A 2651-nucleotide genomic window follows, 5' to 3' on the forward strand; every position below is an offset into this window, starting at 1 on the left:
ATGAACGACGAAGACTACATGCGCGCTGCGCTCGAGCAGGCGCGCGCGGCCGGGGCCGCGGACGAGGTGCCGGTGGGCGCGGTGGTGGTGTGCGGGGGCGAGATCGTCGGCCGCGGCTTCAACCAACCGATCGGGCGCCACGACCCTACCGCGCACGCCGAGATCATGGCGCTGCGCGACGCCGCGGCGCACCTCGGCAACTACCGCCTGCCCGGCTGCGAGCTCTACGTCACCCTGGAGCCCTGCGCGATGTGCTCGGGTGCGATCATGCACGCCCGCATCGCGCGCGTGGTGTTCGGTGCGCGCGACCCCAAGACCGGTGTCGCCGGCAGCGTGCTCGATCTCTTCGCCGAGCCGCGCCTCAACCATCACGCCACCATCGAGGGCGGACTGCTCGCCGACGAGTGCGGGCGCATGTTGTCGAGCTTCTTCGCCGCCCGCCGCGGGCGCACGCTGGTGGCCTGAATGCACCTCCGCGTGGACCTCGGTCGGCAGTGCCTGGAGCTCTTCGGCGCCGACGGCGCCTGCATCCGCCGCTACGCGGTGTCGACCGGCGAACGCGGTGCGGGCGAGCGCAGCGGCAGCCTGTGCACGCCGCGCGGCCGCCACCGTATCCGTGCGCGCATCGGCGCGGGCGCACCGGCGGGTGCGGTGTTCCGCGGGCGCAGGCCGACCGGCGAGGTGTGGACGGCGGAGTTCGCGGCCGCCCACCCGGGGCGCGACTGGATCCTGTCGCGCATCCTGTGGCTGTGCGGCGAGGAGCCTGGGCGCAACCGCGGTGGCGAGGTCGACACCATGCGGCGCTACATCTACCTGCACGGCACCGGCGACGACCAGCCCATGGGCGTTGCGCGCTCGCACGGCTGCGTGCGCATGCGCAACCACGACATCATCGAGCTGTTCGAGCTCGTGCCGGCGGGCACGGTGGTGGAGATCGTCGAATGAAGGGCGTGCGGATCGAGGTGGTGGGCTGGGACGAGGCCGAGGCGCGGGTGATGCCGGTGCGTACCGGGGTCTTCGTGGTGGAGCAGGGCGTGCCCGAGGAGATCGAGCGTGACGCCTTCGACGCGGTGTGCCGGCACGCGATCGCGCACGATGCCGAGGGACGGGTGATCGCCACCGGGCGCCTGCTGCCCGACGGTCACATCGGCCGCATGGCGGTGCTGCGTGAGGCGCGCGGCGCCGGGGTGGGCGGTGCGGTGCTGCAGGCGCTGATCGCCGAGGCGGCGCGGCGCGGGCTGAACGAAGTCGCGCTCAATGCGCAGACCCACGCGCTCGACTTCTACCTGCGCCACGGCTTCGAGCCGGTGGGCGAGGTCTTCATGGAAGCGGGCATTCCCCACCGCGCGATGCGGCGGCCGGTGTAGCGGCCGCGCACGCGAGCGCATTGCGCGCGGCGTTCAGGTCGTGCCGGCGCCGAACGCGTGCTCGACCCGGCTGCGCAGTTCCCCATCGGCGTCCCAGGTCCATTCGACGAGGCGGGTACGGCCCTTGCGATCGCGCAGCACCACGCTGCTGCAGCGCGTGCCGTAGCCGGGTGCGCGGATGAAGGCGGGCGACAGCCAGCGCTCCCACTCCAGGCTTACGCCGGTCGCGGGCAGGTGCGGGTCGGGCGCGGGCGCGGGGTCGCGCAGCAGGCCGAGGAGGCCGGCGACGAGCGCATCCTCCGTCGCCGCGGCCGGGCCTGACGTCGGCAGCGCCTCGAGCTTGCCGGCGAGTGCTGCGCGCGTCTTCACCAGCTTGGGCCAGGGGCTGTCGAGCAAGTGGTTGGACAGGCCGTAGTATCCCGGCTCCAGCATGCGCAGCCCGCCGGTGGTGCTCTCGAGCACGCCGAGCCGGTCGGCGTCGCCCACCAGCAGGTTGAAGGCGGCGTAGTTGCCCGCGCTCGCCTGCACGGCCTGCAGCGTGGCGGGCGCCGGGCGGACATCCTCGAGCGCCTCGCGCACCAGGGCGCCGCGCGAGGGCGCGCCGGCGATGTGGCGGCTGGGGTCGCGGTAGTTGGTCAACGCGGCGAAGCGGCCGCCGCGCGTAAGGCCCATCCAGGTGCCGCCGGCCTCGAGGTCGCGGCCGGCGAGCAGCTCGGGTGCGTCCACCCACCAATGCGCGGGCGCGGCGGGGCGCGCAAGATATTCGTCGCGGTTGGCCGCGACCACCAGCGGATAGTCGGGATGCGCCTGCCAGGCGAAGACGATCAGGCACATGGCTACGCGCCTCGGCGAGTACGACCAGGCCCCCGGGCCCGGTCGCGGTGCCCGTCAGGCGAGCGCATACGGCAGGTCGAGCAGGTCTGCGCGCGGCCCGTCGGGCGCGCCGACACGGATCTCGCCGGCTTCCGCGCTGCTCGACTGGATCACCGCGAGCGCCTCGACGCCACCGTCGGCGGTCGGTGCGACGTTGACCAGCTTGCCGGCGGACTGCTCGCCGAAGTCGGGCGCATAGACGTCGGTGCCGGGCGCGGCCGTGCTGCCGGCGGGCAGGGCGAGGCGGTAGGTGCGCTTCTTGAGCTTGCCGAGGTACTGGGTGCGCGCGACGATCTCCTGGCCCGGATAGCAGCCCTTGTGGAAGTCCACCCCGCCGATGAGCTCGTAGTTGAGCATCTGGGCGACGAACTCTTCCTGGGTGGGCGCGGTGACCAGCGCCAGGCCGGCGCG

The 2651-nt window shown here is 73.5% G+C and carries 5 protein-coding genes; 3 read left to right on the top strand and 2 right to left on the bottom strand.

The features are described 5' to 3' along the window. The 3 genes from tadA to C665_RS19115 all read left to right on the top strand — a co-directional run. Nucleotides 1-465: tRNA adenosine(34) deaminase TadA (tadA, locus tag C665_RS19105; protein ID WP_004327619.1), on the top strand; the 465-nt coding region annotated here is incomplete at its 5' end. Beyond that, a complete protein-coding gene (locus tag C665_RS19110; RefSeq protein WP_004327621.1) occupies nucleotides 466-945 on the top strand; it encodes a L,D-transpeptidase in 480 nt (159 codons plus the stop codon). Continuing rightward, nucleotides 942-1367 (top strand): GNAT family N-acetyltransferase, encoded by a 426-nt coding sequence (locus C665_RS19115; RefSeq protein WP_004327623.1) that lies wholly within the window; start codon nucleotides 942-944, stop codon nucleotides 1365-1367. Before C665_RS19110 ends, C665_RS19115 begins: the two co-directional genes overlap by 4 nt. A 33-nt stretch (nucleotides 1368-1400) precedes the next feature. Here the strand turns inward: C665_RS19115 and C665_RS19120 are convergent, their stop codons facing one another. Together C665_RS19120 and ygfZ are read right to left on the bottom strand one after the other, a co-directional pair. Further along, entirely contained in the window at nucleotides 1401-2201 is an 801-nt protein-coding gene (locus C665_RS19120; RefSeq protein ID WP_004327625.1) for an NRDE family protein, read from the bottom strand. 54 nt (nucleotides 2202-2255) lie between these two features. Continuing rightward, nucleotides 2256-2651, bottom strand: a 396-nt coding sequence (ygfZ, locus tag C665_RS19125; protein ID WP_004327627.1) for a CAF17-like 4Fe-4S cluster assembly/insertion protein YgfZ, incomplete at its 5' end; no start/stop codon positions are given.

The sequence above is a fragment of the Thauera aminoaromatica S2 genome, assembly GCF_000310185.1.
GTDB classification, from domain to species: Bacteria; Pseudomonadota; Gammaproteobacteria; order Burkholderiales; family Rhodocyclaceae; genus Thauera; species Thauera aminoaromatica.

Excerpts from the sequence above, each read along its gene's own strand:
- C665_RS19120 (WP_004327625.1), bottom strand. The coding sequence starts at position 2,201 with ATGTGCCTGATCGTCTTCGCCTGGCAGGCGCATCCCGACTATCCGCTG.
- C665_RS19110 (WP_004327621.1), top strand. The coding sequence starts at position 466 with ATGCACCTCCGCGTGGACCTCGGTCGGCAGTGCCTGGAGCTCTTCGGC.
- C665_RS19115 (WP_004327623.1), top strand. The coding sequence starts at position 942 with ATGAAGGGCGTGCGGATCGAGGTGGTGGGCTGGGACGAGGCCGAGGCG.